This window comes from Azospirillum sp. UENF 211521, assembly GCF_058780535.1.
On record NZ_JBSNCF010000001.1, the window covers coordinates 237,906 to 259,840 of the forward strand.

Consider the following 21,935-nt stretch of genomic DNA (forward strand, 5'->3'; position numbering starts at 1 on the left):
ATATGGAGAGGAATGCCAAGCTGCGGAGCAAGCTTACATGAGCAATGGTAACCCTTCCAACGCGCTGTTGTCTCTGACCACGGAGATCGTGGCGGCGCATGTCTCGAACAATACAGTCGCTCTCGGCGATCTTCCGACGCTGATTGAGCAGGTGTACAAGTCACTCGCGAATGTCGGGACCGAGCCGGTTGCGACTGAGGAGCGTCCGCAGCCCGCGGTGCCCATCAAGAAGTCCGTCACTCCCGACTACATTGTATGCCTGGAGGATGGCAAGAAGCTGAAGATGCTGAAGCGCCATCTGAAGACGGCCTACGACATGTCGCCGGAGGAATACCGCGACCGCTGGGGCCTGCCGGCCGACTATCCGATGGTCGCCCCGAACTACGCCCGCCAGCGCAGCTCGCTGGCCAAGCAGATCGGTCTCGGCACCCGCGCCCGCCGCGGCGCGGCCTGAGGTCCAGGTCCATCAAGCTTGTGCGTTGGTGTCCGGCGGACCGCCGCTGTTCGGTCCGGTCCGCCCCGGAACCCCTTCGCCCGGATGTGACCGCTTTTTCCTTCCCGCGTGATCCCTGCCGTCCCGTCTTGCCGCCGTCCCCGTTCGCCGGGGCCGGACCTTGTGGCTTGCCCGGAGTCCGGGCATGCCGGGGGCGGGATCGTCACGTCGCGGTTGACCGGCAACCGGCCATTCGTGTTATCCCTGTTCCGTGCCCGACCGGGCTCCGGATGGAGAACCGGCGGTTGCCGCGACCCGAACAACGCCAGCGAAGCGTCGAGTATGGCTGATACAGGCACGGACCAGGGCAGCTCTTCGGATCTGCGCATGGGCTCCCTCGAAGTGCGGCTGGCCGAAAGCGCCGCCGAGATCGATTGGGCGCAGGCGTTGCGCTACCGCGTCTTCTACGAGGAGATGTCGGCGGTGCCGTCGCCGGACATGGCCGCGCGCCATCGCGACTTCGACGATTTCGACACCCTCTGCGATCATCTTCTGGTCATCGACCACGCCCGCGGCGACGGCCCGGACTCCGTGGTCGGCACCTACCGGCTGATCCGCCGCCCGGCGGCGGCCAAGGCCGGCCGCTTCTATTCCAGCGACGAGTACGACATCGGGCGGCTGCTCAGCTATCCGGGGGAGATCCTGGAGCTGGGGCGGTCCTGCGTCGACGCGGCCTACCGCACGCGCGGCAGCAGCATGCAGCTGCTGTGGCGCGGCATCGCGGCCTATGTCTTCCACCACGACATCGCGGTGATGTTCGGCTGCGCCAGCCTGCCGGGCACCGACCCGGTGGCGATGGCCGAGCCGCTCGCCTACCTGCATCACTTCCATCTGGCCCCGGAGGAGCTGCGCCCGGTGGCCCTGCCGGAACGCTGTGTCGGCATGGACCTGATGCCCCGCGACCAGATCGATCCGAAGCGCGCGCTGTCCGTTCTGCCGCCGCTGATCAAGGGCTATCTGCGGCTGGGAGGCTTCATCGGCGCCGGCGCGGTGATCGATCACCAGTTCAACACCACCGACGTGTCGATCGTGGTGAAGACCGACCTGATCACCAACAAGTATTCCAAGCACTACGAGCGGCGCAGCCGCGACGCCCAGATCGCGTGATCCGCGATTGCATCAGGAGACGGGTGGCATGACGGCGGTGGATGCAACCGGTGCGCGCGCCCTGGGATCGCCGGTGCGCGGCGGCCTGCGTCTGGCAGTCTATGTGCTGTGGACACTCCTGCTGGTTCCGGTGCAGGCGCTGGCCGTCGCTGTGCGCTCGCCGCTGCGCTTCCGGATACCGCGCTTCTACCACCGGGTCTGCGCCGCCATCCTGGGCATCGGCGTCGTGGTGCGCGGCGAGCGCGCCACGGACGGGCCGGTGCTGTTCGTTTCCAACCATTCCTCCTACCTCGACATCACGGTGCTGGGGTCGGTCATTCCGGGCTCCTTCGTGGCGAAGAGCGAGGTCGCCGGCTGGCCCTTCTTCGGGGCGCTGGCGAAGCTGCAGCAGACCGTCTTCGTGGAGCGCAAGGCCCGCTCCGGGGTGGAAAAGCAGCGCGACGAGCTGGGCGCCCGGCTGGACGCCGGCGACAGCCTGATCCTGTTTCCCGAGGGCACCTCCAGCGACGGCAACCGCACGCTCCCCTTCAAGACGGCGCTGTTCGCGGTGGCCGCCCGGCGCATCGGGGACCGGCCGCTGACCGTGCAGCCGGTCAGCATCGCGCCGACGCGGCTGGACGGCATCCCGATGGGGATCGCCTTCCGTCCCTGTTACGCGTGGTATGGCGACATGGATCTCGCCCCCCATCTGTGGACGGTCTTCACGCTGGGCCGCATGACGGTGGAGGTGGAGTTCCATCCCCCGGTGACCATCGACGGCTTCTCCAGCCGCAAGGCCCTGGCCGATCATTGCCAGCGCGCCGTGGCGCGGGGCGTGGAGCGCGCGGTGTCCGGGAAGCCGCTGCCCGCCGCGACGCCGTGACGGGAACTTTCCACACCGCGAAATGGAAAGACGCCGCGCGGGCACGATTGACTCGTTTTCCCGCACTCGTGCTACCATATCGGCAGGGTGCGACGCCGCGACGCGGCGGGTCGCGCGCCGGATAGCGCCGCTCGATGCGGTGCCGTCCTGGCGCGCGTTTTTGCATTGGTCGCGATCGCGGTTGGTCGGATCGTTCAGCGCTGTGGAAGGGATCGTTGGGTAAGAAGCTCTTCATCAAGACCTGGGGCTGCCAGATGAACGTCTACGACTCCGCCCGCATGGCGGATGTCCTGGCACCCCTGGGATACCGGCCGGTGGACGAGCCGGACGGCGCCGACATGGTGATCCTCAACACCTGCCACATCCGGGAAAAGGCCTCCGAGAAGGTGTTCTCGGAGCTGGGCCGCCTGCGCCAGCTCAAGGACGTCAAGGCCGAGGCCGGCGACGGCCGGATGATCGTCGCGGTGGCCGGCTGCGTCGCCCAGGCCGAGGGCGAGGAGATCGTCGCCCGCGCCCCCTTCGTGGACATGGTCTTCGGGCCGCAGACCTACCACACCCTGCCGGAGATGGTCGCCAAGGCCAGCCGCAAGGCGGGCAGCGTGCTGAACACCGACTTCCCCGTGGAGTCCAAGTTCGACTTCCTGCCGGACGAGAGCGCCAGCCAGGGCGTCTCCGCCTTCCTGGCGGTGCAGGAGGGTTGCGACAAGTTCTGCACCTTCTGCGTGGTGCCCTACACCCGCGGCGCCGAGTTCTCGCGGCCCGGCGCCCAGATCGTGGCGGAGGCCCGGCGCCTCGTCGCCGGCGGCACGCGCGAGATCAACCTGCTCGGCCAGAACGTCAACGCCTGGCACGGGGAGGGGCCGGACGGCACCACCTGGGGCCTCGGGCGGCTGGTCCGCGAATTGGCCGAGATCGACGGTCTGGAGCGCATCCGCTACACCACCTCGCACCCGCGCGACATGGAGGACGACCTCATCCGCGCCCACGCCGAGGTGCCGCAGCTCATGCCCTACCTGCATCTTCCGGTGCAGGCCGGGTCGGACCGCGTGCTGGCGGCGATGAACCGCAAGCACACGGCGGACGACTACCGCCGCATCGTCGACCGGCTGCGCGCCGCCAAGCCGGATCTGGCGTTGTCGGGCGACTTCATCGTCGGCTTCCCCGGCGAGAGCGACGCCGATTTCGCGGCGACGCTGCGCCTCGTCACCGACGTCGGCTACGCCCAGGCCTATTCCTTCAAGTACAGCCCGCGCCCCGGCACCCCGGCGGCGCTGGAGCACGCCCAGGTGCCCGAGGATGTCAAGGAGGCCCGTCTGGCCGCGCTCCAGCAGTTGCTGAACGCGCAGCAGCAGGCCTTCAACGAGAGCTTCGTCGGGCGCACCGTGCCGGTCCTGTTCGACCGCGTCGGCAAGCGCACCGGCCAGCTCCTGGGCAAGAGCCCCTTTCTGCAGTCGGTGCACGCCGAGGCCAACGAGCGGCTGCTCGGCCGCATCGTCGCGGTGCGCATCGACGCGGCCCATCCGAACAGCCTTGCCGGCAGCGTGGCGACCGGTGAATACCGCAGCTCCGCCACCGGCACGCAACCCGTGGAGGCGACCGTTTGAACGGCTTGCCCGATCAGCGCCCTGACCAGCGCTCCGATCAACGCCCAGATCAACGGATTGATCTGAACTTCGACGACAACCGGCTGTTGCCGATGCTGTACGGGGAGCATGACCGCCACCTCGCCCGCATTGAGAACCAGCTGGGCGTTTCCCTGATCTCCCGCGGCAACACGCTGACCATCGCCGGCCCGGCGGAATCGTCGGAAGCCGCCCGTTCGGCCATCGACGCCCTCTACGAGCGCCTGAAGCGCGGCATGACCGTCGGCACCGGCGAGGTGGACGCCGCCGTCCGCATGGCGACCGGCGTCGGCGGCGCGGTGCGCGACCAGAATCTGGCGACGCTCAGCCGGGGCGAGGTTGCGGTGCGCACCCGCCGCAAGGGCGCCATCACCCCGCGCTCCCCCATGCAGGCGGCCTATCTGCAGGCGCTGGCGGAAAGCGAGATGGTCTTCGGCCTCGGCCCCGCCGGCACCGGCAAGACCTACCTCGCCGTGGCCCAGGCGGTGGCGCTGCTGACCACCGGCCAGGTGGACCGCATCATCCTGTCGCGCCCCGCCGTCGAGGCGGGGGAGCGGCTGGGCTTCCTGCCCGGCGACCTCAAGGAGAAGGTGGATCCTTATCTGCGCCCGCTCTACGACGCGCTGCACGACATGCTGCCGGCGGAGCAGGTGAAGAAGCGGCTGGAGTCCGGCGAGATCGAGATCGCGCCGCTCGCCTTCATGCGCGGCCGCACGCTCGCCAACGCCTTCGTCATCCTGGACGAGGCGCAGAACACCACGCCGATGCAGATGAAGATGTTCCTCACCCGCCTGGGCGAGGGGGGCCGCATGGCGGTCACCGGCGACATCTCCCAGACCGACCTGCCGGCCGGCGCCAAGTCCGGCCTGCGCGAGGCGCTGGACATCCTGGAAGGGGTGGAGGGCATCCGCTTCGTCCAATTCACCGCCGCCGACGTGGTGCGCCACCCGCTGGTCGCCCGCATCATCCGCGCCTATGACCGTGCCGAGGGCGCCCGCGCCGAGAACGACCGGGCCGCGGAGGACCGTGCCCGGGGCACCCGCGCCGACGGCCGGCGCCGGCCGGCCCCGGACGGGGAGGGAACACCGTGATGGCCGTCGACGTCGTCGTTTCACGTGAAGCGGGCGAGTGGGCGGACAACGCCGAATGGCTGTGCGAACAGGCGGCGCTGGCTGCGCTCTCCGTCACCTACGACGAGGATGAGGGGCCGGCGGAGCTGTCCGTCGTGCTGGCCGACGACGCGCTGGTGCACCGCCTGAACCGCGAATACCGCGGCAAGGACAAGCCGACCAACGTGCTGTCCTTCGCCCTGACCGAGGCGGAGGAGCCCGAACTGGGCGAGGACGCGCCGGTCATGCTGGGCGACGTGATCCTGGCCTGGGAGACCGTCGCCCGTGAAGCCGCCGAGCAGGGTAAAACACCTTCGGACCATATGACCCACCTTGTGGTGCATGGCGTTCTTCATTTGCTCGGGTATGATCACGAGACGGATGACGAGGCCGAGGAGATGGAGCAGCTCGAAACCGACGTGCTCGCCACCCTCGGAATCGCCGATCCGTACGCCGCCACGCGCTCTCCGCCCGGAGAGCCGAACCTGGACGAACAACCACCGGACCGATGAGCGAGATTTCCGACAGTCGAACGCCCCGTGAAGACGGGGCCGAAGATCAGCAATCCTTGGGCCACCTGTTTCGCGGGTGGATGAGGACCGTTTTGGGGGGGCGCGACGACGCCACCCTGCGCGCCACGATCGAAGACCTGATCGAGGATCAGGACAGCGGCGAGGGATCGCTGGGGGCGGCCGAGCGTGCCCTGCTCGCCAACATCCTGAAACTGCGCGACCGCACCGTCGACGACGTGATGGTGCCCCGCGCGGACATCGTGGCGGTGGAGGTGGACACCCCGTTCCCCGCCCTCGTCCAGCGCATGGCGGAGGACGCCCATTCCCGCCTGCCGGTGTTCCGTGAAACGCTCGACGACGTCGTCGGCATGGTCCACATCAAGGACGTGATCGTGGCGATGGCCAGCCGGACGCCGGTCGAACTCAAGGACATCGTGCGCGATCTCAGCATCGTCGCGCCCAGCATGCCGGTGGTCGACCTGCTGGTGCAGATGCGCCAGAAGCGCCAGCACATGGCGCTGGTGGTCGACGAGTTCGGCGGCATCGACGGCCTCGTCACCATCGAGGATCTGGTCGAGGAGATCGTCGGCGAGATCGAGGACGAGCACGACGAGGAGGCGACTCCCCATTTCGTGGAACGTCCCGACGGCTCGATCATCGCCGACGCCCGCGTCTCCATCGAGGATTTCGAGGATCGCGTCGGCGCCTTCCTCACCGAGGAGGAGCGCGAGGACATCGACACGCTCGGCGGTCTCGTCGTGTCGATGGCCGGGCGGGTGCCGGGCAAGGGCGAGACGCTGATCCACCCCTCCGGGCTGGAATTCGAGATCGTCGAGGCCGACCCCCGCCGCATCAAGCGGCTGCGCGTCCGCACCGCTCCCGCCGAGAATTCCGCTCTGGCCGAGGTCGGGTAAGACCCCGCGGGTATTTTCACCACGAGGGCACGAAGGACACACAGACGGCGCAAAGAGGCTCCACCGCATCCCCGGACCGACCGGCGAAGCGGGCGCCTCTTTGTGCCTCTCTTCGTGTCTTCGTGGTGAGGCCGTTTCCAGCCCGGCACAATCGCCTCTCCAGCCCATCCGCATCCGGAGTGCCACCCCTTGACCGCCACCGACATGACGACCACCCCGGCCCGGCTGGGCCGCCTGTCCGCGGGTCTGGCCGGTCTGACCGGCTGGCGCCGGCTGCTGGCGGCGGCGGGGTTCGGCGGGCTGGCGACGCTGGCGCTGCCGCCGGCCGATGCGGTGCCGCTGCTGCTGATCGCCTTTCCGGGGCTGCTCTGGCTGCTCGACGGCGCGCGGACCAGGCGGCAGGCATTCGCGGTCGGCTGGTTCTTCGGCTTCGGCCATCACCTGCTCGGCCTCTACTGGATCAGCGCGGCTCTGTTCACCGACATCGAGCGTTTCTGGTGGGCTCTGCCGCTGTCGGCGGCGGGCCTGCCGATCCTGCTGGCGATGTTCACCGGCTTCGCCACGCTGCTGGTCTGGACGCTGCGGGGCCGAGGACTGGGGCAGGGGCTGGGGAAAGCGGTTCTGTTCGCCGCCTCCTGGGCGCTGTTCGAATGGCTGCGCGGCCATGTCTTCACCGGCTTCCCGTGGAACCTGATCGGTTATGGCTGGACGGGCGTCCTGCCGGTTCTGCAGGGCGTCTCGCTGATCGGCGTCTACGGCCTCAGCCTGCTGACCGTGCTGGTGGCGGCGCTGCCGGTGGCGCTGGCCGATCCGGCGGTGCCGCGCCGCCGCGCCTGGGGGGCGCTGGCCGCCGGGCTGGCGCTGTTCGCGGCGCTGGGTGCCTGGGGCGGGCTGCGGCTGGCCGGGGCGTCGGACGCGACGGTTCCGGACGTGCGGCTGCGGCTCGTCCAGCCGGCCATCGACCAGCGGTTGAAATGGGCGGCGGGCGAGCGGGTGCGCAACGTCCAGCAGCAAATGGAACTCTCCGTCGCTGCCGCCGCGGACTCCACAACCGCCGCGCCGGTCACCCATGTGATCTGGGCGGAGACCGCGGTGCCCCTGTTCCTCGACCAGGACGCCCGCCTGCGCCAGGCGCTGGGGTCGGTCACCCCGCCCGGCGGGCTGCTCATCACCGGGGTGCCGCGGATGGAGGCCGGGCCGGAGGGCGAGCCGCTCTATTACAACAGCTTGGCGGCGGTGGACGGCAGCGGGGCGGTGACCGGGCGCTTCGACAAGTTCCACCTTGTGCCGTTCGGCGAGTACATGCCGCTGCGCCGCTGGCTGCCGGTCGGGGCGATCGCCGGCAACGGGGCGGAGTTCTCCGCCGGGCCGGGGCCGGTGTCGCTGGACCTCAAGGGCCTGCCGCCGGTCAGCCCGCTGATCTGCTACGAGGTGATCTTTCCCGGCGCCGTGCTGCCGGCGTCGCAGGACGGCGCCACCCGGCCGCGCTGGATGCTGAACCTGACCAACGACGCCTGGTACGGCAACACCGCCGGCCCCTACCAGCATTTCGCCATCGCCCGGACCCGCGCGGTCGAGGAGGGGATGCCGCTGGTGCGCGTCGCCAACACCGGCATCTCCGGCGTCGTGGACTCCCACGGCCGCATCACAGCCATGCTCCCGCTTGGTTACAGGGGTGTGGTCGATGCGGCCTTGCCGGAGGCGTTGCCCACCCCCACTCTCTACGGACGTGTGGGCGATGGCGCGTTTGGGTTGCTTCTTTTGACCTGTTTCGCGGTGGGCCTGCGCGCACGACATCGCGGTTAGCGCAACCGAGACTCTTTTTTCAATCACGCGCATCGGGAGCGCTCGGGCGCGCTTGACTGCATACATGGATATGTCGTATCAAGGTTGCACAACTGTTTCAGGGAATTAGAGCAATGCCAGCAACAGAAACGCGGGGCCGCCGGGCCACTGCCGGCCGCCCCAAGACGGGCAAGCCGAACCCGATCGACGTTCACGTCGGCTCCCGCGTCCGGTTGCGCCGGACCCTTCTCGGAATGAGCCAGGAGAAGCTGGGCGAGGCCATCGGCCTGACCTTCCAGCAGGTGCAGAAGTACGAACGCGGCGCCAACCGCATCGGCGCGTCGCGCCTGTTCGACCTCAGCCGCGTCCTGGACGTGCCGGTCTCCTTCTTCTTCGACGACATGCCGGCGGAAGCCGCCGCGGCTCCGGTCGATGACGAGGAGGGCGGCGCCGCCGGTTTCGAGGAGCGTTCGGGCGGCTACGAGCCGGATCCGATGGCCAAGCGCGAGACGCTGGAACTGGTGCGCGCCTACTACCGCATCAACGACCCGTCGGTGCGCAAGCGCCTGTTCGAGCTGACCAAGGCCGTTGCCAATTCCGGCATGGTCGAAGCGGCCGAATAAACGCTTCAGAGACGCGAGCCGAACAACCGGAAGCAATCCGGACGGCAGGATGATTGGGGAACGCGGCCAACCGGCCCGTTCCCCGATGTCGTTTCTAAGGGGAATTTCCCCCCGACTCCTCCAACCGCGGGGAGATCGCTTGACCTGAAACGCAAACCTTGCCACATACGGCAAACGACTGGCTTTCCGTGGGTGCTGCGCCGGTCTCCCAAAAAACTTTTGTTGAATAGCCCCCGCCCATTGCCGAGGTTCGTCGTGGCCAAGCTCAACTACGTGTTCACCAGCGAGTCCGTGTCCGAAGGCCATCCGGACAAGGTGTGCGACCGCATCTCCGATGCGATCGTCGATCTGTACCTGTCGCACGACCCCTACGCCCGCGTGGCGGTGGAGACGCTGGCGACCACCAACCAGATCGTTCTGGCCGGTGAGGTGCGTGGGCCCGAGAGCATCACCCCCGACATGCTGGTCCAGGTCGCCCGCGCCGCGGTGAAGGACATCGGTTACGAGCAGGACGGCTTCCATTGGGAGAAGATGGACGTCAAGTGCTTCGTCCACTCCCAGTCCGCCGACATCGCGGTCGGCGTCGACGCCGCCGGTGAGAAGGACGAGGGCGCCGGCGACCAGGGCATCATGTTCGGCTACGCCTGCAACGAGACCCCGGCCCTGATGCCGGCGCCGATCTACTACAGCCACGCCATTCTGAAGTCGCTGGCCGAGGCGCGCCACTCCGGCGCCGCCCCGCAGCTCGGCCCCGACGCCAAGAGCCAGGTGACGCTGCAGTACGAGAACGGCAAGCCGGTGCGCGCCACCGCGGTGGTGGTCTCCACCCAGCACGCCGACGGCCTGACCCAGGAGGAGGTGCGCGAGATCGTCCGTCCGCACGTCCTCAACTGCCTGCCGGCGGGCTGGATGTGCGACGAGGCGAACTTCTACGTCAACCCGACCGGCCGCTTTGTCATCGGCGGTCCGGACGGCGACGCCGGCCTGACCGGCCGCAAGATCATCGTGGACACCTACGGCGGTGCCGCCCCGCACGGCGGCGGCGCCTTCTCCGGCAAGGACCCGACCAAGGTCGACCGCTCGGCCGCCTACGCCGCGCGCTACCTCGCCAAGAACGTGGTCGCCGCCGGCCTGGCCGAGCGCTGCACGATCCAGCTCTCCTACGCCATCGGCGTGTCGAAGCCGCTGTCGGTCTATGTCGACACCCACGGCACCGGCACGGTGGACGAGGACCGGCTGTCGGAGGTCCTGCAGAAGCTGGTGGACCTCTCCCCGCGCGGCATCCGCACGCATCTGGGCCTGAACCGTCCGGTCTACGCGCGCACCGCCGCCTACGGCCATTTCGGCCGCGATGCCGAGGCCGACGGCGGCTTCTCCTGGGAGAAGACCGACCTCGTCAACGACCTGCGCGCCGCTTTCTTCTAAGAGCGGCTTCTTCCAAGACCGGACCCGTCCGTCCGGGATGCAGGGGCCATGCGGCCCCTGCACTTGTTTTGGGACCCTGTTGTCACGATGACCGACTCCTTCCTGGACTCGTCCAAGAGGCTCTACGGGCGGCGCAAGGGGCGCCCGCTCCGCAAGCGCAAGACCGAGCTGCTCGACGGGCTCCTGCCGTCACTGGAAATCCCGGTGCCGCAGCCGGGCGACCGCATCGATCCCCACGCCCTGTTCGCCGCCCCGATGCGCGACATCTGGCTGGAGGTGGGCTTCGGCAGCGGCCACCACATGGCGTGGCAGGCGGCGAACAACCGCGACGTGGGCGTGATCGGCGCCGAACCCTTCATCAACGGCGTGGCCGGCCTGCTCAAGCTGGTCGACGACGAGAAGGTTCAGGACAACGTCCGCATCCTGCCGGACGACGCCCGTCCGCTGCTCGACGCCCTGCCGGACGCCTCCATCGGGCGCGCCTTCGTGCTGTTCGCCGATCCCTGGCCGAAGAAGCGCCACTGGGAGCGCCGCTTCATCGGCCCGGACAACCTGCCGCGCCTCGCGCGCGTGCTGAAGGACGGGGCGGAGCTGCGTCTGGCCAGCGACGACATGGGGCTGGTGCGCTGGATGCTGGAGCACACGGTTCGCCACCCCGATTTCGAATGGACCGCCCGCGGCCCGTCCGACTGGCGCCACCGCATCGCGGAATGGCCGCCCACCCGCTATGAGGAGAAGGCCATCGAGGCCGGGCGCAAGCCGGTCTTCCTGCGCTTCATACGGAAGGCGCGGGGGTAGACACCAGCGGCGCGCCGTAATGCTCCACCACCGGGAACGGGTCGTAGAAGTGGTGGAGCAGGGCCTTCCAGCGGGCGTAGCGGTCGGATCCCCGGAAACCTTCGGTGTGGTCCTCCAGCCGCTCCCAGCGGACGAGCAGAAGATAGCGGTCCGGCGCCTCCAGGCAGGGGCGCAGCTCCAGCCCGAGGAAGCCCGGAGTCGCGGCGATCAAGGGCTGAGCCTCGGCCATCGCCCGTTCGAAGGCCGCGCCCTGGCCGGGCCTGACGGTCAGGAGGGCGGTTTCAAGGATCATGGCGGACTCCGTTCCGAGGGTGTTTTCCGGGCGGCACGGCGGCCGCCGAGGGCTTGACGATACCCCGGCCAAAGCCCTCCACCAAGGCCCGGGCATAGGACTTTGCGGAAAAGCGCTTGCGGCCTGCTCCGGAATGTCTATATTCACCGCATGAACCCATACGGATCGGCGGCTCGGGAAACCGGGCCGGCGGGACGCTTTGCGGGTGGGCCTTGGCCCACTTATTTTTTTATCAGCGTATGGAATCCTCGTGTTGGTCCCAGGGCGCTGTGCCAGGGGAGACCGCGGGGGCGGGTCAGGTGGAATGGAAGCAACCGGTCGTATCGAGCAGATCATCACGCCGTCGGTCGAGGCCATGGGCTACGAACTCGTGCGTGTGCAGTTGACCGGTGGGCAGCGCATGGTTCTGCAGGTCATGGCGGAACGCGCCGACGGCGCGCCCATGACGGTCGAAGACTGCGCCGACATCAGCCGCGCGATCTCCGCGGTGCTCGACGTTGAAGATCCGATCAAGAGCGCCTACACGCTGGAGGTCAGCTCGCCCGGCATCGACCGGCCGCTGACCCGTCTGAAGGATTTCGAGCGTTTCGCCGGTTTCGAGGCCAAGCTGGAGACCCGGCTCGCCGTCGATGGCCGCAAGCGCTTCAAGGGCATGCTGAAGGGCGTCGACGACGGCCTCGTGTGCATCGAATCGGAACAGGGAGCCGCCCGGCTGGAGTTCGACAACATCCTGCGCGCCAAACTGGTTTTGACGGATGAACTGATCCGCGCCAGCCAGGGCCAGGGTTGACGGCCGCTCCGGGCTTCACTCGAAGAACAAACGCCAGTCCAGGAAGTGTGACGGATGGAACTGCTGCAAGTCGCTGACGCGGTTGCCCGCGAAAAGAACATCGACCGGGACGAGGTCCTGGAGGCGATGGAGCAGGCGATTCAGAAGGCCGGGCGCTCCAAGTACGGCCACGAGCACGACATCCGCGCCCGCATCGACCGCAAGACGGGCGACATCCACCTGACCCGCCACCTGGAGGTGGTCGAGGCGGTGGAGAACGAGGCGACCCAGGTGACCCTCGCCTACGCCCAGCGCCGCAAGCCCGGCGCCCAGCTCGGCGACTTCCTGGTCGATCCGCTGCCGCCCATCGACTTCGGCCGCATCGCCGCCCAGACGGCCAAGCAGGTCATCGTCCAGAAGGTCCGCGACGCGGAGCGCAAGCGCCAGTTCAACGAATACAAGGACCGCACCGGCGAGATCGTCAACGGTCTGGTCAAGCGCGTCGAGTACGGCAACGTCACCGTCGACCTGGGCCGCGCCGAAGCGATCCTGCGCCGCGACGAGCTGCTGCCGCGCGAGCACTTCAAGAACGGCGACCGCGTGCGCGCCTACATCTTCGACGTGCGCGAGGAAGCGCGCGGTCCGCAGATCTTCCTGTCGCGCACCCATCCGATGTTCATGGCGAAGCTGTTCGCCCAGGAAGTGCCGGAGATCTACGACGGCATCATCGAGATCAAGGCGGTCGCTCGTGACCCGGGCTCGCGCGCCAAGATCGCGGTGATCAGCAACGACAGCTCCATCGACCCGGTCGGCGCCTGCGTCGGCATGCGCGGCAGCCGCGTCCAGGCGGTCGTCGGCGAGCTGCAGGGCGAGAAGATCGACATCATCCAGTGGAACCAGGAGCCGGCGACCTTCATCGTCAACGCCCTGGCCCCGGCCGAGGTCGCCAAGGTCGTGATGGACGAGGACAACAGCCGCATCGAGGTGGTGGTGCCCGACGACCAGCTGTCGCTGGCCATCGGCCGCCGCGGCCAGAACGTGCGGCTTGCCACCCAGCTCACCGGCTGGGACATCGACATCCTGACCGAGCAGGAGGAGTCGGAGCGCCGCTCGGACGAATTCCGCACCCGCTCGCAGCTCTTCATGGAAGCGCTGGACGTGGACGACGTGATCGCCCATCTCCTGGTCGCCGAAGGCTTCACCACGGTGGAGGAGATCGCCTACGTCGAGACCGAGGAGCTGGCCGAGATCGAGGGCTTCGACGAGGACGTGGCGGAAGAGCTGAAGCAGCGCGCCCTGAACTTCCTCGACGAGCAGGACGTCCGCATGACCGAGAAGCGCCAAGCGCTCGGCGTCGAGGACGCGGTGGCGGAAGTCACCGGCTTCAGCCCCACCCTGCTGGTCAAGCTGGGTGAGAACGGCGTGAAGACGATGGACGACCTCGCCGATCTCGCCGCGGACGAGCTGCGCGACATTCTCGGCAAGGAGGCCCCGACGGAAGACGAGGCCAACGAGATCATCATGGCCGCCCGTGCCCACTGGTTCGACGGCGAGGAAGGCGCGCCCACCCCGGCGCAACCCTCGGCGGACGACCAGGCGGCGCAGAGCTGAGCCGGGACTTAGGACGCACAAACGGTACGGATGGTTGGGCTGAGCGACAGGAACGAACAGACTCCGGCGGACGGTGAACCGGACGGCCTCGCGGCCGAAGGGGAGGCGCTGCTGCCGGCGGACCTGGAAAAAGGCCCGCTGCGCCGCTGCATCGCCACCGGAACCGTGCAACCGAAAGACGGCATGATCCGTTTCGTGGTATCACCCGACGGCGAGATCGTGCCCGATCTGGAGGAACGGCTTCCGGGCCGCGGCCTCTGGCTGTCGGGGGACAAGGCGGCCTTCACGAAGGCCATTGCCAAGAACATGTTCGCCAAGGCGGCGCGGCGCGCGGTGCGCGTCCCGCCCGATCTGGTGGAACGGTTGGAGAAGCTGCTGGAACGGCGGTGCCTGGATGCCTTCGGGCTGGCACGCCGGGCCGGGCAGGCTCTGGCCGGATACGAAAAGGTGCGCGAGGCGCTGAAGACCAACCAGGTCGGACGCGCCGGACCGCCCTATCTGCTGGTCGAGGCCAGCGACGGTTCGCCCGACCAGCGGGGCAAGATCACAGCGCTGGCGCCGGATATGCCGGTCGTGGACCTGTTCGACGCTGCGGCGATGGCCGCGGCCCTGGGACGGGAAAACGCCGTGCATGCGGTGGTGGCGCGCGGGAAGCTGGCCAAGGGATTGGCACGCGACTCCGCGCGTCTCAAGGGTATCAAAGGCTTTGTCGCCGGCTCCGCGCCGGCCGGCCACGTAAGCAACGTCTGACCATTCGGGAACCGATGACCGACAGCAACGACCAGGACCAAAAGAAAGTCTTGCACCTCTCCGGCTCCGGCAAAGGGAAGCTGGAGCTGAAGAAGCCGGTCGAGACCCAGGTCCGGCAGAGCTTCTCCCATGGCCGGTCGAAGCCCGTGACCGTGGAGGTCAAGCGTAAGCGGGCCGTGGAGAAGGGCGCCCTGCCGGGCGTGGCCGACGGCGGCGCCGCCGCGCGTCAGGCCGCCCAGGGCATCCCCGTCCGGGGTGGGCCGGGCCAGCGCCAGCGTGGCGGTGGCGGCGGCGCCGTCCGTCAACTGACCAACCAGGAACGCGAGGCGCGCATCCGCGCCCTGCAGGGGGCGGCTGAAGACAACCGCCGCCGCGCCGAGGAGGAGGCCGAGGCCGCCGTCCTGGCCGCCGAGGCTGCCGCCCGCGCCGCCGAGGAGGCGGCCTCCCAGCCGGCCCCGGTGGTCGAGGCGGAGCCGGAGATTCTCGACGCCGAGACTCTGCGCCAGCGCGAGCTGGCCGAGCTGCGCGGCATCGAGGAGGCGGAGCGCGCTAAGGCCCAGGAGGCCGAGCGTCGCCGCCAGGAAGAGGAAGCCAAGCGCAAGGAGGCCGACGAGGCCAAGCGCAAGGACAGCGAACCGGCCCGTCCGCAGGGCGCCGGCGCCCGTCCGGCCGCCGGTGGCGCCGGTGCGCGCACCGCGGCCACCACGGAGGCTCCGGCCGCCCGTGGTCCGGGCGCTCCGGCCGCTCCCCGCTTCGGCGAGGAAGAGGACGACCGCCGCGGCAAGCCCGGGAACAAGAAGGCTCCGGCTCCGGCTCCGGTCCGCAAGGCCGCTCCGGGCGCCGACCGCCGCAAGGGCTCCAAGATGACCGTCTCGCAGGCGCTGAGCGACGAGGGTGGTGAGCGCACGCGCTCGCTGGCCGCCGTCCGCCGTGCCCGTGAGCGCGAGCGGCTCCGTCAGATGAGCCGTCAGGAGACGCAGAAAGTGACCCGCGACGTCGTGCTGCCCGAGGTCATCACCGTCCAGGAGCTGGCGAACCGCATGGCGGAACGCGGCGCCGACGTGATCAAGCAGCTCATGCGCATGGGCGTGATGGCCACCATCAACCAGACGATCGACGCCGACACGGCGGAACTGATCATCGCCGAGTTCGGCCACCGCGTGCGCCGCGTGTCGGAGGCGGACGTCGAGGTCGGCCTGCGCCTCAACGACGATGCGGAAACGGCCCTGGTGCCGCGTCCCCCGGTCGTCACGATCATGGGCCACGTCGACCACGGCAAGACCTCGCTGCTCGACGCGCTGCGCCAGACCGACGTGGTCAGCCGCGAGGCCGGCGGCATCACCCAGCACATCGGCGCCTATCAGGTGCAGCTGGAGTCGGGTGCGAAGATCACCTTCATCGACACGCCGGGCCACGCCGCCTTCACCGAGATGCGCGCCCGCGGCGCCAACGTCACGGACGTGGTGGTGCTGGTCGTGGCGGCGAACGACGGCGTCATGCCGCAGACGATCGAGGCGATCCATCACGCCAAGGCCGCGAAGGTTCCGATCATCGTCGCCATCAACAAGATCGACCTGCCCGACGCCAAGCCGGACCGTGTCCGCCAGGAACTGCTCCAGCACGAGCTGGTCGTGGAAGAGCTGGGCGGCGACATCCAGACCGTGGAAGTGTCGGCCAAGGCCAAGCGCAACCTGGACAAGCTGGAGGAGGCCATCCTCCTGCAGGCGGAAATCCTGGAGCTGAAGGCCAACCCGGGCCGCACCGCCGAGGGCGTCGTGGTCGAGGCCAAGCTGGAGCGCGGCCGCGGTTCGGTCGCCACCGTGCTGGTCCAGCGCGGCACGCTGAAGGTCGGCGACGTCTTCGTCACCGGGTCGGAATGGGGCCGCGTCCGCGCCCTGGTCAACGACCGCGGCCAGAGCGTCGAGCAGGCCGCCCCGGCCAGCCCGGTCGAGGTGCTCGGTCTCAACGGCACGCCGCTCGCCGGCGACGACTTCACCGTCGTCGAGTCGGAAGCCCGCGCCCGTGAGATCGCCGAGTTCCGCCAGCGCAAGAAGCGCGAAGCCGCCAACGCGGCGTCGGCCCGCGGCTCGCTGCAGGACATGTTCAGCCGCATCCAGGCCGGCGAGGCCAAGGAACTGCCGGTCGTCATCAAGGGCGACGTGCAGGGCTCCATCGAAGCGATCTCCAACGCCCTGGAGAAGCTCACGGCGGAGAACACCGAGGTCAAGGTCCGCGTGCTGCACGCGTCGGTGGGTGCGATCAACGAGTCCGACATCACGCTGGCGAACGCCTCCAACGCGATGGTCATCGGCTTCAACGTCCGCGCCAACCCGCAGGCCCGCGACATGGCCAAGCGCGACAGCGTCGAGATCCGCTACTACTCGATCATCTACAACGTGATCGACGACGTGAAGGCGGCGCTGACCGGCATGCTGTCGCCGACCCTGCGCGAGCGTTTCATCGGCTACGCCGAGATCCGCGAGGTGTTCAACATCACCAAGGTCGGCAAGGTCGCCGGTTGTATGGTCACGCAGGGCACCGTCAAGCGCGGCGCCGGTTGCCGCCTGCTGCGCGACAACGTCGTCATCCACGAGGGCACGCTCAAGACGCTCAAGCGCTTCAAGGACGAGGTCAAGGAAGTGCGCGAGGGTTACGAGTGCGGCATGGCCTTCGAGAACTACGACAACATCCTGGCCGGCGACATCATCGAGGCCTTTGAGATCGAGGAGGTGGCGCGCGAGCTGTAAGCCCGCCGCCGCACCCCGGCTCACGGACCGGTCACAGACGACGTTGCAGATGACAAGGGCGCCCGTGCGCCCTTGTCGCGTTTTCGCGGAGGGAGCGATCCCTCCCGCACCGCATTCGGGATCGACAGCATGAGAAAGAAACACGACCTGGCCGGAAAGCCGCCGTCCCAGCGCCAGCTCCGCATCGGCGAGGAAATCCGCCATGCTCTGGCGGACTTGTTCCGGCGCGGCGACTTCCACGACCCCGAACTGGCGGAACTGAACGTCACGGTGACCGAGGTGCGGATCAGCCCGGACCTGCGCAACGCCACCGCCTTCGTCACGCCGCTGGGCGGCGGCCCGATGGACGAGACGCTGTCGGCCCTGCGGCGTGCCGCCCCCTTCCTGCGCGGCCAGGTCGCCCGGGCCATCAACCTGCGCCACGCCCCGACGCTGAGTTTCGAGGCCGACACCTCTTTCGACTACGCCGGTCGCATCGACGACATCCTGCACAGCCCGGCGGTCGCCCGCGACGTCGGCTACCGCTCGCTCGCCGACCGTGTGAACGGCGACGACGACCATGACGACGAGGACGACGGCTGGGACGAGGAGGACGAGACCGAGATGGACGATCTCGACGACGATGAGGACATCGACGACGAGGACGACGACGACAAGGACGACGACGAGGATGAGGGCAACGGCGGCGGGGACGAGGGGCGCCGTGGCTCGTAAGCGCAAGGGCGAGCCGATCCACGGCTGGATCGTGCTGGACAAGCCGGCGGGGATGACCTCGACCCAGGCGCTGTCCAAGGTGCGCCGCCATCTCAACGCGGAGAAGGCCGGACACGGCGGCACGCTGGACCCCATCGCCACCGGCATTCTGCCGATCGCGCTGGGCGAGGCGACCAAGACCGTCTCCTACGCCATGGACGGCGAGAAGACCTATCGCTTCACGGTGGCCTGGGGCGCCCGCACCACGACCGACGACCGTGAGGGAACGGCGGTGGAGACCTCCACGGTGCGTCCCGACGCCGAGGCGATCCGCGCCGCTCTGCCCGGCTTTCTGGGTTTCGTCGAGCAGATCCCGCCACAATACTGCGCGCTGAAGATCAACGGCGAGCGCGCCTACGACATGGCGCGCGAGGGCGAGGTGGTGGACATCGCCCCGCGCACCGTGCGCATCGACCGGCTGGAGCTGATCGAGGTTCCGGACGCCGACCACGCGGTGCTGGAGGTCGATTGCGGCAAGGGCACCTACGTCCGCTCCATCGCCCGTGACCTCGCCGAACGGTTGGGGACGGTGGGGCACATCCGCGATTTGCGACGCCTGCGCGTGGGGTCCTTCACGCTGGACGGGGCGATTTCCCTGGACGATCTGACCGCGATGGAGCAAGGTGCCGCGGTCGAAAGACTTCTGCTTCCGATCGAGACCGCGCTGGACGACATCCCGGCGCTGGCCCTGACGGATGTGGAAGCGCACCGACTGAAGCACGGCCAGACGGTGGCACTCCTCACCCGGCAGGACCGCGAACGCCTCACGGCGCTGCGCGGCGATGTTGGTGGGGATGGCACCGTCATTGCGCTTTTCGGCGGCAAGCCGGTGGCGCTGGCGCGCGTGGAGGGGGCGGAGGTCCGTCCGGTGCGCGTTCTCAACCTATGAACGATGGAGACCCCGATGTCGATCACGCCCGATCGCAAGCAGGAACTCATTAAGGACTATTCGCGCGGCACCAACGACACCGGTTCGCCCGAGGTCCAGGTCGCGATCCTGTCCGAGCGCATCCGGAACCTGACCGAGCACCTGCAGGGCCACAAGAAGGACTTCCACTCCCGCCGTGGTCTGCTGGTGATGGTCGGCCAGCGCCGCCGTCTTCTCGATTATCTCAAGAAGAAGGACAACAGCCGCTACGCCACGCTCATCGAGCGTCTGGGCCTGCGCCGCTGATTTTCAAAAGGCGTCCGTCCTGGTGACCGAACATCCGTCCCGATCCGCGCTCGATCCGCCGCACCGTCCTTCGGTGCACCGGGAAGTGTCGCGCCGGTCGGGGCGTTTGGTTGTTCGCGAAGGTATGTTCTAGTCAGACGGCCGGCCCGGACCTTCCGGGACCGGCCGTTTTGATGTTTTAGCCCTTTTCGGGTTTTAGCCCTTTGCTTGGGGTTTCACATGCGGGGTCCGACGACCGATGACCCCGGCTTAGGCCAGCAATCCGGCGGGCCTAGGTGTCGGATGGAAGGAAGAATCCATGTTCAAAGTTTTCCGCAAAGAAATCGAATGGGGTGGACGCAAGCTGACGTTCGAGACGGGCAAGATCGCTCGTCAGGCCGACGGCGCGGTGCTGGTCACCTATGGTGAGACCACGGTCCTCTGCACGGTCGTCGGCGCCAAGTCGCCGAAGCCGGGCGTCGATTTCTTTCCGCTGACGGTCAATTACCAGGAAAAGTCCTTCGCAGCCGGCAAGATTCCCGGCGGCTTCTTCAAGCGTGAAGGCCGCCCGACGGAGAAGGAGACGCTGGTCAGCCGCCTGATCGACCGTCCCATCCGTCCGCTGTTCGCCGATGGCTTCCGCAACGAGACGCAGGTCATCTGCACCGTGCTGAGCCACGATCTGGAGAACGATCCGGACATCGTCGCGATGGTCGGTACCTCGGCCGCGCTGACGATCTCCGGCATCCCGTTCCTCGGTCCGATCGGCGCCGCCCGCGTCGGCTACGTCGACGGCCAGTATGTGCTGAACCCGACCATGGACTCCGTTGACGGTTCCGCGCTCGACCTCGTGGTCGCCGGCACCCAGGACGGCGTGCTGATGGTCGAATCGGAAGCCAAGGAGCTGTCCGAGGAGGTCATGCTGGGCGCCGTGATGTTCGGCCACAGCGGTTTCCAGCCGGTCATCGACGCCATCATCGATCTCGCCGAAGAGTGCGCCAAGGAGCCGTGGGACCTGCCGGAGCCGGCCTACGACCGCGCCGCCCTGAAGGCGAAGCTGCGCGCGACCGTCGGCGCCGACGTCGAGGCCGCCTACACCGAGACGGTGAAGCAGGTCCGCTACGAGAAGATCGGCGCCGCCAAGGCGAAGGCGCTGGAGGCTCTGGCCGAGGCCCATGAGACCCAGGCCATCGTGACCGAGTTCAAGGAGCTGGAGGCCGACATCCTGCGCGGCGCCGTCCTGAAGACCGGCCGCCGCATCGACGGCCGCGACACCAAGACGGTCCGCCCGATCGTGTCGGAGGTCGGCGTGCTGCCGCGCGCCCACGGTTCGGCGCTGTTCACCCGCGGCGAGACGCAGGCGCTGGTCGTCACCACTTTGGGCACCAGCCAGGACGAGCAGATCATCGACGCGCTGCAGGGCGAGTACCGCGAGCATTTCATGCTCCACTACAACTTCCCTCCGTACTCGGTGGGCGAGGCCGGCCGCATGGGCTCGCCGGGCCGCCGCGAGATCGGCCACGGCAAGCTGGCGTGGCGCGCCATCCACCCGCTGCTGCCGAAGAAGGAAGACTTCCCCTACACGCTCCGCGTGGTGTCGGAAGTGACCGAGTCCAACGGTTCCTCGTCGATGGCGACGGTCTGCGGCACCTCGCTGTCGCTGATGGACGCCGGCGCTCCGCTGGCGCGTCCGGTGGCCGGCATCGCCATGGGCCTGATCAAGGAAGACGACGGCTTCGCGGTCCTGTCGGACATCCTGGGTGACGAGGATCACCTGGGCGACATGGACTTCAAGGTGGCCGGCACCGACGCGGGCATCACCGCGCTGCAGATGGACATCAAGATCACCTCGATCACCGAGGAGATCATGAAGATCGCCCTGGGCCAGGCCAAGGACGGCCGCCTGCACATTCTGGGCGAGATGTCCAAGGCGCTGACCGGCGCCCGCGAGGCGGTGAACGAGAACGCCCCGCGCATCACCGTGATCAACATCCCGAAGGAGAAGATCCGCGACGTGATCGGCTCCGGCGGCAAGGTGATCCGCGAGATCGTGGAGCAGACCGGCGCCAAGATCGACATCGAGGACGACGGCACGGTCAAGGTCGCCGCGGTGGACACCAAGGCCGCCCAGGCCGCCATCGACTGGATCAAGGGCATCGTCGCCGAGCCGGAAATGAACGTGGTCTACACCGGCAAGGTCGTGAAGGTCGTCGATTTCGGCGCCTTCGTGAACTTCCTGGGCTCGCGCGACGGCCTCGTCCACATCTCCGAGCTGGCGCAGCAGCGCGTCGGCAAGGTGTCGGACGTGGTGTCGCAGGGTGACTCGGTGAAGGTGAAGGTCATCGGCTTCGACGACCGCGGCAAGGTGAAGCTGTCGATGAAGCAGGTCGATCAGGCCACCGGCGAAGACCTGACCAAGAAGGACGGCCCCGCCGCCTGATAAGCGGGGTCCTTTTCTCCCTCTCCCGCGCGAGCGGGGGAGGGTCGGGGGAGGGGGCAAGGCGCCGAAGGGCGCCTTTTTTCATGCGCGCCAGCCCACCAGCCAGCCGGTTTCGGCCTATCGCCATAGCCCGCGCCGAAAGGCCGGTTTGTTGTTTTCCGTCCGCTGAA

The 21,935-nt window shown here is 68.4% G+C and carries 20 protein-coding genes; 19 read left to right on the forward strand and 1 reads right to left on the reverse strand.

All coding sequences use genetic code 11. The features are described 5' to 3' along the window. Positions 1–37 precede the first annotated feature (37 nt). The 11 genes from ACWPN5_RS01125 to trmB all read left to right on the forward strand — a co-directional run bounded on the left by ACWPN5_RS01125 (position 38) and on the right by trmB (position 11,250). On the forward strand, positions 38–454 hold the full coding sequence (locus tag ACWPN5_RS01125; protein WP_014238866.1) for a Ros/MucR family transcriptional regulator: 417 nt from the start codon (positions 38–40) through the stop codon (positions 452–454). 321 nt (positions 455–775) lie between these two features. Next, entirely contained in the window at positions 776–1,600 is an 825-nt protein-coding gene (locus tag ACWPN5_RS01130; RefSeq protein ID WP_145682927.1) for a GNAT family N-acetyltransferase, read from the forward strand. 28 nt (positions 1,601–1,628) lie between these two features. Further along, complete coding sequence (locus tag ACWPN5_RS01135) at positions 1,629–2,462, forward strand: lysophospholipid acyltransferase family protein (RefSeq protein ID WP_492293782.1); 834 nt, start codon at positions 1,629–1,631, stop codon at positions 2,460–2,462. 254 nt (positions 2,463–2,716) lie between these two features. Next, a complete protein-coding gene (gene miaB, locus ACWPN5_RS01140; protein ID WP_247888725.1) occupies positions 2,717–4,066 on the forward strand; it encodes a tRNA (N6-isopentenyl adenosine(37)-C2)-methylthiotransferase MiaB in 1,350 nt (449 codons plus the stop codon). Between the two features lie 92 nt (positions 4,067–4,158). Next, positions 4,159–5,175 carry a PhoH family protein gene (locus ACWPN5_RS01145; protein WP_247888286.1) on the forward strand — a complete coding sequence of 339 codons (1,017 nt, stop codon included), beginning with the start codon at positions 4,159–4,161 and terminating at the stop codon, positions 5,173–5,175. Further along, positions 5,175–5,705, forward strand: a complete 531-nt coding sequence (gene ybeY / locus ACWPN5_RS01150) for an rRNA maturation RNase YbeY (RefSeq protein ID WP_145676368.1) — start codon at positions 5,175–5,177, stop codon at positions 5,703–5,705. The genes ACWPN5_RS01145 and ybeY overlap by 1 nt, the downstream gene beginning before the upstream one ends. Further along, positions 5,702–6,619: a hemolysin family protein gene (locus tag ACWPN5_RS01155; RefSeq protein ID WP_186466051.1), complete on the forward strand. Its 918-nt coding sequence runs from the start codon at positions 5,702–5,704 to the stop codon at positions 6,617–6,619. Before ybeY ends, ACWPN5_RS01155 begins: the two co-directional genes overlap by 4 nt. Positions 6,620–6,808: 189 nt before the next feature. Then, entirely contained in the window at positions 6,809–8,425 is a 1,617-nt protein-coding gene (lnt, locus tag ACWPN5_RS01160; RefSeq protein ID WP_492293785.1) for an apolipoprotein N-acyltransferase, read from the forward strand. 113 nt (positions 8,426–8,538) lie between these two features. Then, positions 8,539–9,027: a helix-turn-helix domain-containing protein gene (locus tag ACWPN5_RS01165; protein WP_145682940.1), complete on the forward strand. Its 489-nt coding sequence runs from the start codon at positions 8,539–8,541 to the stop codon at positions 9,025–9,027. Between the two features lie 255 nt (positions 9,028–9,282). Further along, positions 9,283–10,452: a methionine adenosyltransferase gene (metK, locus tag ACWPN5_RS01170; protein ID WP_145682942.1), complete on the forward strand. Its 1,170-nt coding sequence runs from the start codon at positions 9,283–9,285 to the stop codon at positions 10,450–10,452. Between the two features lie 87 nt (positions 10,453–10,539). Next, entirely contained in the window at positions 10,540–11,250 is a 711-nt protein-coding gene (gene trmB / locus ACWPN5_RS01175; protein ID WP_492293787.1) for a tRNA (guanine(46)-N(7))-methyltransferase TrmB, read from the forward strand. On the opposite strand, the gene ACWPN5_RS01180 is transcribed toward trmB, so the two are convergent. Next, positions 11,228–11,542 (reverse strand): antibiotic biosynthesis monooxygenase family protein, encoded by a 315-nt coding sequence (locus ACWPN5_RS01180; protein WP_145682946.1) that lies wholly within the window; start codon positions 11,540–11,542, stop codon positions 11,228–11,230. The two genes, trmB and ACWPN5_RS01180, sit on opposite strands and share 23 nt — an antisense overlap. Positions 11,543–11,846: 304 nt before the next feature. On the opposite strand from ACWPN5_RS01180, the gene rimP reads away from it, so the two are divergent. From rimP to pnp, 8 genes are all read left to right on the forward strand, one after another. After that, complete coding sequence (rimP, locus tag ACWPN5_RS01185) at positions 11,847–12,332, forward strand: ribosome maturation factor RimP (RefSeq protein WP_014238849.1); 486 nt, start codon at positions 11,847–11,849, stop codon at positions 12,330–12,332. Between the two features lie 54 nt (positions 12,333–12,386). Continuing rightward, complete coding sequence (gene nusA, locus ACWPN5_RS01190; protein ID WP_145682948.1) at positions 12,387–13,922, forward strand: transcription termination factor NusA; 1,536 nt, start codon at positions 12,387–12,389, stop codon at positions 13,920–13,922. A gap of 30 nt (positions 13,923–13,952) precedes the next feature. Continuing rightward, entirely contained in the window at positions 13,953–14,672 is a 720-nt protein-coding gene (locus ACWPN5_RS01195) for an RNA-binding protein (protein WP_145682950.1), read from the forward strand. Positions 14,673–14,686: 14 nt separating this feature from the next. Then, positions 14,687–17,419 (forward strand): translation initiation factor IF-2, encoded by a 2,733-nt coding sequence (gene infB, locus ACWPN5_RS01200; RefSeq protein ID WP_200477420.1) that lies wholly within the window; start codon positions 14,687–14,689, stop codon positions 17,417–17,419. Positions 17,420–17,548: 129 nt separating this feature from the next. Beyond that, a complete protein-coding gene (gene rbfA, locus ACWPN5_RS01205) occupies positions 17,549–18,133 on the forward strand; it encodes a 30S ribosome-binding factor RbfA (protein ID WP_492293790.1) in 585 nt (194 codons plus the stop codon). Next, positions 18,123–19,061: a tRNA pseudouridine(55) synthase TruB gene (gene truB / locus ACWPN5_RS01210; protein WP_492293792.1), complete on the forward strand. Its 939-nt coding sequence runs from the start codon at positions 18,123–18,125 to the stop codon at positions 19,059–19,061. Before rbfA ends, truB begins: the two co-directional genes overlap by 11 nt. Before the next feature lie 15 nt (positions 19,062–19,076). Then, positions 19,077–19,346, forward strand: a complete 270-nt coding sequence (rpsO, locus tag ACWPN5_RS01215; RefSeq protein ID WP_035670129.1) for a 30S ribosomal protein S15 — start codon at positions 19,077–19,079, stop codon at positions 19,344–19,346. Between the two features lie 298 nt (positions 19,347–19,644). Then, a complete protein-coding gene (gene pnp / locus ACWPN5_RS01220; protein ID WP_145682959.1) occupies positions 19,645–21,765 on the forward strand; it encodes a polyribonucleotide nucleotidyltransferase in 2,121 nt (706 codons plus the stop codon). The last annotated feature ends 170 nt before the right edge of the window (positions 21,766–21,935 follow it).

Bases quoted from the DNA above. Each gene is read 5' to 3' on its own strand.
- ACWPN5_RS01125 (WP_014238866.1), top strand. From the start codon at position 38: ATGAGCAATGGTAACCCTTCCAACGCGCTGTTGTCTCTGACCACGGAG.
- ACWPN5_RS01130 (WP_145682927.1), top strand. From the start codon at position 776: ATGGCTGATACAGGCACGGACCAGGGCAGCTCTTCGGATCTGCGCATG.
- ACWPN5_RS01135 (WP_492293782.1), top strand. From the start codon at position 1,629: ATGACGGCGGTGGATGCAACCGGTGCGCGCGCCCTGGGATCGCCGGTG.
- miaB (WP_247888725.1), top strand. From the start codon at position 2,717: ATGAACGTCTACGACTCCGCCCGCATGGCGGATGTCCTGGCACCCCTG.
- ACWPN5_RS01145 (WP_247888286.1), top strand. From the start codon at position 4,159: ATGCTGTACGGGGAGCATGACCGCCACCTCGCCCGCATTGAGAACCAG.
- ybeY (WP_145676368.1), top strand. From the start codon at position 5,175: ATGGCCGTCGACGTCGTCGTTTCACGTGAAGCGGGCGAGTGGGCGGAC.
- ACWPN5_RS01155 (WP_186466051.1), top strand. From the start codon at position 5,702: ATGAGCGAGATTTCCGACAGTCGAACGCCCCGTGAAGACGGGGCCGAA.
- ACWPN5_RS01165 (WP_145682940.1), top strand. From the start codon at position 8,539: ATGCCAGCAACAGAAACGCGGGGCCGCCGGGCCACTGCCGGCCGCCCC.
- trmB (WP_492293787.1), top strand. From the start codon at position 10,540: ATGACCGACTCCTTCCTGGACTCGTCCAAGAGGCTCTACGGGCGGCGC.
- ACWPN5_RS01180 (WP_145682946.1), bottom strand. From the start codon at position 11,542: ATGATCCTTGAAACCGCCCTCCTGACCGTCAGGCCCGGCCAGGGCGCG.
- rimP (WP_014238849.1), top strand. From the start codon at position 11,847: ATGGAAGCAACCGGTCGTATCGAGCAGATCATCACGCCGTCGGTCGAG.
- nusA (WP_145682948.1), top strand. From the start codon at position 12,387: ATGGAACTGCTGCAAGTCGCTGACGCGGTTGCCCGCGAAAAGAACATC.
- ACWPN5_RS01195 (WP_145682950.1), top strand. From the start codon at position 13,953: ATGGTTGGGCTGAGCGACAGGAACGAACAGACTCCGGCGGACGGTGAA.
- infB (WP_200477420.1), top strand. From the start codon at position 14,687: ATGACCGACAGCAACGACCAGGACCAAAAGAAAGTCTTGCACCTCTCC.
- rbfA (WP_492293790.1), top strand. From the start codon at position 17,549: ATGAGAAAGAAACACGACCTGGCCGGAAAGCCGCCGTCCCAGCGCCAG.
- rpsO (WP_035670129.1), top strand. From the start codon at position 19,077: ATGTCGATCACGCCCGATCGCAAGCAGGAACTCATTAAGGACTATTCG.
- pnp (WP_145682959.1), top strand. From the start codon at position 19,645: ATGTTCAAAGTTTTCCGCAAAGAAATCGAATGGGGTGGACGCAAGCTG.